Below are 6,685 nucleotides of genomic sequence, written 5' to 3'. Positions count from 1 at the left end.
TGCGGGGCTCCTGCGATTTCTAGCTGAGAATCCGTTGAGCAGCGTTCAAAGGACTCCGTCCCGGCCTTGGGTCAACCAGTTGGTTTGAGTCAGCCTTAGTCTACCACCCCTGGGGTGAGCCACCCTTGGCTTGAGCAAGCTGTAGTGCAACCTGGCCAAAATGCCGCCAAATGGCCTCTGCCTGTGGCCCCACCTGGCGCAGAATCCAACCCTTACAGATGGGATCCGGAGACTTGACCAGCCAGTATGGGGACTCCGTTCCGCTGATGTGAACGGTCGGCCAAGTGGGTTCCGGCCAATCCCCCAGCAAGTACAGGGATCCCCAACAGAGATGGGATCCCAGCACTGACGCGGCGGAGACCTGCCGATGGGGAAAGTGCAGGTCTATGTGTTCCTGCAGCCAGAGTTTTCTCCCCTCGGGGGAGGATGGGATCCCAGCAGTGACCCAAACTTGCAAGCAGTTGGCAAGATGTTCAAACTGCCAGCGTTCGTCCATGGCCAGCCGTCCGGCAGTCCAGATCTCGGCATAGGCCAGGCGGGCTGTGGGATCCAGTTCGATCTGCACCTGCTGGCGAAAGTCTGCCCCTGCCCCCGGAATGGTCGGGTGAGGGATCCAGATCAACTGGCTGGTGGGGGCCAGCTTGACCTTGACCTGTTGCCGAATCAAGCCGGGATGTAGCCGCATTGCCCCTTGGGTGCGAATTTCCAGCGCCGAGCCTGGCCCCAGCCCGATCTCGATCCGGTGGCGATCCCCACCCAGCAGGCCGCCGTTGGGGTTGCGCAGGTAGTACACAGGTGGCTCCCCAGGGGATCCCAGCCATTGCAAGGGAGCCTGAGAATACTCCCAAATGTGGGTATGGTCGCCTCGGCGGGTTGCCTTCAAGATGGCCTTACCGAAGTTCACAGGCGGCTCACCGAGGGGGGGTCGGCCTTGATGGGGCGAAACAGCACCTCCCGCTCCAGCCAACTGAGAACCTGCTCCAGCCCCTCACCCGTGCGCAGGTTGGTAAAGACAAAGGGCCTATCTCCCCGCATGCGACGGGCATCCCGTTCCATCACCCCCAAGTCTGCTCCCACATAGGGAGCCAGATCGATCTTGTTGATCACCAGCAGGTCGGAGCGGGTGATCCCCGGCCCGCCTTTGCGCGGGATCTTGTCCCCTTCGGCCACGTCGATGACGTAAATGCAGGCGTCCACCAGCTCCGGGCTGAAGGTAGCTGCCAAGTTGTCCCCCCCCGATTCCACCAAGATGAGATCCAGGGGGCAAAAGCGGCGCTCCAGCTCCTGAATGGCGTCTAGGTTGAGGGAGGCATCTTCCCGAATGGCGGTGTGGGGGCAGCCGCCGGTCTCTACGCCAATGATCCGCTCTGCCTCCAGGGCCTTGGCCCGCACCAAAAACTCGGCATCCTCGCGGGTATAGATATCGTTGGTCACCACCGCCAAAGACAGGTGGTCCCGCAGCGCCAAGCAGAGCTTTTCCACCAAAGCGGTTTTTCCAGATCCCACCGGGCCGCCAATGCCAACCCGTACCGGCTGGGAAGTTTGCGCAACTTTGCCCGACATCGGATACCTGCTCCTCTTTTTGGGCATTCTAGAACCAGATGCTTGCAAGGGATCCGAGTATGGTTCGGCTTTTGGTGGCAACTGCTGTGGTGCTGGTGGGATTTTTGCTGGTCAACCGCCTCTATCGCAACCCGCTGAGTTCGGAGCCGAGACCAGAGCAAGCCAGCCCAGAAGCTGCCCAGCAAGGGATCCCTCAAGGTGGGCCGCTGCAGATTTACCAATCTCGGGAACAGATCCAGCAAACCCTCAACCAAGGGGCTACCGCCACCCAGCAGCAGGTGGAAGCCGTTGAGCAATCCTTGGGCAATCCTTGACCCTTGACAAGTAAGAAGGGAGGCAGGTGCCTGGTTTCAGGCGGAGAAAGGATCCCTCCCCCAGACCGTGAAGCGCCCCTCAGGCTTGGGCGGATCCCCCAGACGCGCTAAAGTCGAGAATGCTGCAATTTTACAGACTGTCCATGCGGATCCCTCCTGTTACCCCAGAGAAAGCCGATAAGCAACTGCAAAAGGTTTACGAAAGCCTGGAGAAAACCTACGGCACCGCCCTCAACCCCCTGCAGGTGATGGCCCACAAGCCCCAACTGATGCGAGCCGTGATGAACCTCTACGGGGCGCTGCACACCCAAAACCCCAACTTGCCTGAAGAGCTGAAGGAGCTGGTCAGCATCCGCATTGCCCAAATCAACGGCTGCCGCCACTACTGCCTTCCCTACCACACCCTGCAGGCGCAAAAGTACGGCGCCTCCCCTGCCAAAATTGCGGCGGTGGCCCAGGCCCGCACCAGCACCCTCTACACCGAAGCGGAGAAGCTGGCCATCGAGTACGCTGAGCGGATGACCGTGCCCAGCATGGTGGTGACCGACAGCTTCTTTGCCCAGCTAAAAGCCATTTGGTCAGATGAAGATCTGGTGGAGCTATCGGCTTGGATTGGCTTCATGAACTTCTGGACCAAGGTGATTGCCGCCCTGGATGTGCCTTTGGATCCCGTCTTTGCCGAGCAACTTCACGTCTCTTAGGTAGCGGCGGGCTCTCCTCTCCCAGAGGGAGAGGGGATGGGGGTGAGGGATCCCGACCCAAACCCTCCACTAGGCCCAGTCGTCTCGCGTGCTAAAGCTGCGGTCGTACACCTGGCCGCGGGCATGGATCTGGCGGGTCTGGGCGAACAGCTCTTCTTCGCTCATGCCCCACTGTTCCAAGATCTGATCCAAATCCCGCTGCAGATCCCAGGCACCGGGGAAACCGTGGTAACGGATGCGCAAACGGGCAACTTCCGCCAGTACCCAATCCGAGAGGGGCCTCTCCTGGGCCTGCACCATCAGCTCATCGAGCACAGCCCGGTCGGTGGCATACTGCGGATGTTGCTGCTCTCTCCGGGATGGGCCATTCGCGGGTGAACGGGATATAGCCATCGGTCTTCCTCCTTTTTCTCTCACTCTAGTTGAGTTCCCCTGGAGACTTTCAATATCGAGGATTGGGATCCTTGATGGCATGGGATCCCGAGAAGGCAGAAGAAAACCGCTATACTGCAAATGTTGCAGACCATGAACATTCTTCAGTTGCGGAGGCGGCGGCTATGCCCATGCCCATGATCGAGACCCGTACCGACCGGATGTTGCTCAACTTTGGGCCGCACCATCCCTCCATGCACGGGGTTTTGCGCCTGCTGGTCACCCTAGACGGTGAAAACATCGTCGATTGCGAACCGGTGATTGGCTACTTGCACCGCGGCATGGAAAAAATCGCCGAAAACCGCACGGTGGTGCAATACCTGCCCTACGTCTCCCGTTGGGACTACGGGGCCGGCATGTTCAACGAGGCCATCACCGTCAATGCCGTTGAGAAACTGGCCGGGATCAGCGTGCCCAGACGGGCCAGCTACCTACGGGTGATCATGCTGGAGCTGACCCGCATCACCAACCACCTGCTTTGGTTTGGTCCCTTCTTGGCGGATTTGGGCGCCCAAACCCCCTTCCTCTACGCCATGCGGGAGCGGGAGTGGATCCTAGACTTGTTTGAAGCCGTCACCGGCATGCGCTTGATCAACAACAACTATTTCCGGGTGGGCGGCGTGGCGGTGGACTTGCCCTACGGCTGGACGGAAAAATGCCTAGACTTTTGCGAGTATTTCTTGCCCAAAGTGGATGAATACGAGCGGCTGGTTACCGACAACCCGATTTTCCGCCGGCGGCTGGAAGGGGTGGGAGCCATCTCCAAGCAAGACGCCATCAACTGGGGTCTGTCGGGTCCCATGTTGCGGGCCTGCGGCGTCAACTGGGATCTGCGCAAAGTGGATCACTACGAGTGCTACGACGACTTCGACTGGGAGGTGGCCGTTTACCCCGAAGGGGATTGCCTGGCCCGCTATCGGGTGCGCATGAAAGAGATGCGGGAGTCCTGCAAGATCGTGCAGCAAGCCGTCAAGGCTTTGCCAGGAGGCCCCTTTGAAAACCTGGAAGCCAAGCGGATGCTGGAGGGGCCGAAGTCGGAGTGGAACAAAGGGGACTACCAGTTCATCAGCAAAAAGCCTTCGGCCAACTTCAAGATCCCCAAAGGGGAAGCCTACGTGCGGGTGGAGAGCGCCAAAGGAGAGCTGGGCATTTACATCGTGGGAGACGACAACGTTTGCCCCTGGCGCTGGAAGATCCGCCCCCCCGGCTTTGTCAATTTGCAGGTACTGCCTCAGTTGATTCGCGGCATGAAGGTAGCCGACATGATCGCCATCCTCGGCAGCATTGACATCATCATGGGCGAGGTGGATCGCTAGGAATCGCTAAGATACTTACGGAAAGCGAGGACAAAGGCGATGGCCTGGGCGATCTTGGTTCTGCCGCTGTTGATTGTGTCTGTCATTGCTGCGGTTATCGGCCCCAAGCAATGGGCTAAGTACCAAGAGGAAAGGCGCCGCCGCGCGGAAGAGCTATCTGATGCTCGCCTTCAGGCCATCATCCAGCAGGAGCTACGCCGCCGCAACCGTCCCCCCCAATCGGATCCCAACGGGAAAACTTAGCTACAGGGATCCCAAACCCTACCCAACCCGCCATCTCTAGGGAGCTACTCACCCCCATGACAAACACTGGTATCGACCTACAACTTGGCTTCGAGACTGCCCTACAGAACCTAGGCTTGGGAGCAGGCGCAGCCCATGCCCTCTGGATGCCCCTGCCGATGTTGCTGCTGATCATCGCCGCCACCTTGGGGGTGATGGTCATGACTTGGCTGGAGCGCAAGATCTCGGCAGCAGCCCAACAGCGGATTGGCCCCAACATGGCTGGCCCTCAGGGGGTGCTGATCCCGATTGCCGACGGCGTCAAGCTGCTGACCAAAGAAGATGTTCTGCCCATCTTGGCCGACCCGGTTTTGTTCACACTAGGGCCGATATTGGTTTTCCTGCCGGTCTTCCTGTGCTACCTGGTGGTTCCCTTCGGCCAAAACCTGTTGATCTCCAACATTGCCATCGGTGTGTTCTTCCTGATCGCCACCTCCAGCGTGCAACCCATCGGTCTGTTGATGTCCGGCTACGGCTCCAACAACAAGTACTCTTTGCTGGGGGGGCTACGCGCGGCGGCCCAGTCGATTAGCTATGAGCTGCCGTTGGCCCTGTCGGTGTTGGCCGTGGTGCTGATGAGCAATGGCCTGGACACCGTGGGGATCGTGGAGCAGCAGAGCGGCCTGGGCATTCTGAGCTGGAACGTCTGGCGGCAGCCCATTGGCTTTGTCATTTTCCTGATCTCGGCTCTGGCGGAAACGGAGCGGATCCCGTTCGACTTGCCGGAAGCAGAAGAAGAGCTGGTGGCCGGTTACCAAACGGAGTACTCCGGCATGAAGTTTGCCCTCTTTTATCTGGGATCCTACGCCAACTTGCTGCTGGCTTCCCTCATTGCAGCGGTGCTGTACTTGGGGGGTTGGTCGTTTGTGGTGCCGGTGGAAACGATTGCCGCCCTGGCCGGGATCCTCTTGGATAACCCCTTCTTGCAGATCGGCGCGGCGGCCTTGGGCATTGTCATGACGATGGTCAAAGCTTTTATCTTCATCTTCTTGGCCATCCTGCTGCGCTGGACCTTGCCACGGGTGCGCATTGACCAACTGCTGGACTTGGGGTGGAAGTTTTTGCTGCCTGTATCCTTTGTTAACTTGCTGCTGACGGCAGCCCTAAAGCTCGCCTTCCCCACCTTTTTTGGGGGTTGAATGAGAAGTAAAGAGGCCAGAGAGGGAGAACATAGACCATGACTTTTCTAAAGCGTGTCAAAGAATATGTGGGCGATGCCTTCCGAGCCGCCAAGTACATCGGCCAAGGGATGGGGGTTGTCTTCGACCACATGGGCCGGCGCCCGGTAACCGTGCAATACCCCTTCGAAAAGCTGATCCCCTCTGAGCGCTTTCGGGGACGCATCCACTTCGAGTTCGATAAGTGTATTGCCTGCGAGATCTGCGTTCGGGTTTGCCCCATTGATCTGCCGGTGGTGGATTGGGCCTACAACCCAGAGCTGAAGAAAAAGGAGCTCTACAGCTACAGCATCGATTTTGGGGTGTGCATTTTCTGTGCCAATTGTGTGGAGTTTTGCCCCACCAATTGTCTCTCGGTAACCGAGGATTATGAGTTGGCTACTTACGACCGCCATGACCTCAACTACCACCAAGTGGCGATGGGCCGTCTGCCCTCTAAAGTTACCGAAGACCCGATGGTGACCCCCTTGCGAGAATTTGCCTATCTGCCCAAAGGGGTAATCGATCCCCACGACTTACCTGCCGGATCCCAGCGTGCCGGTAAACGACCCGAAGAGATTTTGGCGGAAATGCGCGCTGCCAAGGCAGCCAAAGAGAAGGAAGCCAAAGCTGCAGTGGAGTAGTCGGAACAGCCAACGGCCTAGATTGCTGGTGGAGAGACCTATCCCTAGGGGCAAAGAGAGTGTGAACTTACCCGCAGATTCCCCTGAGGCGGCTAACCCGCTAAAGGCTTGGGCGACAATTCCGCTCCTGCGAACTGTTTGCGAAGTGTTATGGTAAAGCGAATGGAAGCAGTTGACTGGGAGCAACGTTCAAACAGTTTCATCATAGGGTTCGGAAGAAAAAGAACAGGCAGCCGCCCCCTCTTACTAGGTTGTGTTGATCTTTCATTTGAGCCA

9 protein-coding genes are annotated in these 6,685 nt (G+C 58.5%); 6 read left to right on the top strand and 3 right to left on the bottom strand.

Features of this window, described 5'->3' with window-relative positions:
• Positions 1–100: 100 nt before the first annotated feature.
• The gene (locus NW815_RS05800) at positions 101–904 is read right to left on the bottom strand and encodes an urease accessory protein UreD (RefSeq protein ID WP_414390535.1); all 804 of its coding nucleotides are present in this window, start codon (positions 902–904) and stop codon (positions 101–103) included.
• Entirely contained in the window at positions 901–1,563 is a 663-nt protein-coding gene (ureG, locus tag NW815_RS05795) for an urease accessory protein UreG (RefSeq protein WP_011432513.1), read from the bottom strand. Before ureG ends, NW815_RS05800 begins: the two co-directional genes overlap by 4 nt.
• Positions 1,564–1,622: 59 nt before the next feature.
• On the opposite strand from ureG, the gene NW815_RS05790 reads away from it, so the two are divergent.
• The gene (locus NW815_RS05790; RefSeq protein ID WP_041436298.1) at positions 1,623–1,877 is read left to right on the top strand and encodes a hypothetical protein; all 255 of its coding nucleotides are present in this window, start codon (positions 1,623–1,625) and stop codon (positions 1,875–1,877) included.
• A gap of 143 nt (positions 1,878–2,020) precedes the next feature.
• Positions 2,021–2,578 carry a carboxymuconolactone decarboxylase family protein gene (locus NW815_RS05785; protein ID WP_414352218.1) on the top strand — a complete coding sequence of 186 codons (558 nt, stop codon included), beginning with the start codon at positions 2,021–2,023 and terminating at the stop codon, positions 2,576–2,578.
• A 69-nt stretch (positions 2,579–2,647) separates the two neighbouring features.
• On the opposite strand, the gene NW815_RS05780 is transcribed toward NW815_RS05785, so the two are convergent.
• A complete protein-coding gene (locus NW815_RS05780; RefSeq protein WP_414390532.1) occupies positions 2,648–2,971 on the bottom strand; it encodes a DUF3288 family protein in 324 nt (107 codons plus the stop codon).
• A gap of 170 nt (positions 2,972–3,141) precedes the next feature.
• Here NW815_RS05780 and NW815_RS05775 point away from each other — a divergent pair, with 170 nt between their 5' ends.
• Genes NW815_RS05775 through ndhI form a run of 4 tightly spaced genes read left to right on the top strand, consistent with a single transcriptional unit; the run spans position 3,142 to position 6,409 of the window.
• Complete coding sequence (locus NW815_RS05775) at positions 3,142–4,326, top strand: NAD(P)H-quinone oxidoreductase subunit H (RefSeq protein WP_041437160.1); 1,185 nt, start codon at positions 3,142–3,144, stop codon at positions 4,324–4,326.
• A gap of 39 nt (positions 4,327–4,365) precedes the next feature.
• Entirely contained in the window at positions 4,366–4,569 is a 204-nt protein-coding gene (locus NW815_RS05770; RefSeq protein WP_011432507.1) for a hypothetical protein, read from the top strand.
• A gap of 56 nt (positions 4,570–4,625) precedes the next feature.
• Complete coding sequence (nuoH, locus tag NW815_RS05765) at positions 4,626–5,747, top strand: NADH-quinone oxidoreductase subunit NuoH (protein WP_414390529.1); 1,122 nt, start codon at positions 4,626–4,628, stop codon at positions 5,745–5,747.
• A gap of 38 nt (positions 5,748–5,785) precedes the next feature.
• Positions 5,786–6,409 (top strand): NAD(P)H-quinone oxidoreductase subunit I, encoded by a 624-nt coding sequence (ndhI, locus tag NW815_RS05760; RefSeq protein ID WP_414344323.1) that lies wholly within the window; start codon positions 5,786–5,788, stop codon positions 6,407–6,409.
• Positions 6,410–6,685: the final 276 nt, after the last annotated feature.

The organism is Synechococcus sp. R6-7 (genome assembly GCF_047461695.1).
Taxonomy (GTDB): Bacteria; Cyanobacteriota; Cyanobacteriia; order Thermostichales; family Thermostichaceae; genus Thermostichus.
The sequence above is the reverse complement of the archived record's forward strand: the minus strand, read 5'-3'. Positions and strand labels throughout refer to the sequence as shown.

What these genes read in the sequence shown, in the direction of transcription:
- ndhI (WP_414344323.1), top strand. Translation starts at nt 5,786, where the DNA reads ATGACTTTTCTAAAGCGTGTCAAAGAATATGTGGGCGATGCCTTCCGA.
- NW815_RS05790 (WP_041436298.1), top strand. Translation starts at nt 1,623, where the DNA reads ATGGTTCGGCTTTTGGTGGCAACTGCTGTGGTGCTGGTGGGATTTTTG.
- NW815_RS05785 (WP_414352218.1), top strand. Translation starts at nt 2,021, where the DNA reads ATGCGGATCCCTCCTGTTACCCCAGAGAAAGCCGATAAGCAACTGCAA.
- NW815_RS05770 (WP_011432507.1), top strand. Translation starts at nt 4,366, where the DNA reads ATGGCCTGGGCGATCTTGGTTCTGCCGCTGTTGATTGTGTCTGTCATT.
- nuoH (WP_414390529.1), top strand. Translation starts at nt 4,626, where the DNA reads ATGACAAACACTGGTATCGACCTACAACTTGGCTTCGAGACTGCCCTA.
- NW815_RS05780 (WP_414390532.1), bottom strand. Translation starts at nt 2,971, where the DNA reads ATGGCTATATCCCGTTCACCCGCGAATGGCCCATCCCGGAGAGAGCAG.
- NW815_RS05775 (WP_041437160.1), top strand. Translation starts at nt 3,142, where the DNA reads ATGCCCATGATCGAGACCCGTACCGACCGGATGTTGCTCAACTTTGGG.
- ureG (WP_011432513.1), bottom strand. Translation starts at nt 1,563, where the DNA reads ATGTCGGGCAAAGTTGCGCAAACTTCCCAGCCGGTACGGGTTGGCATT.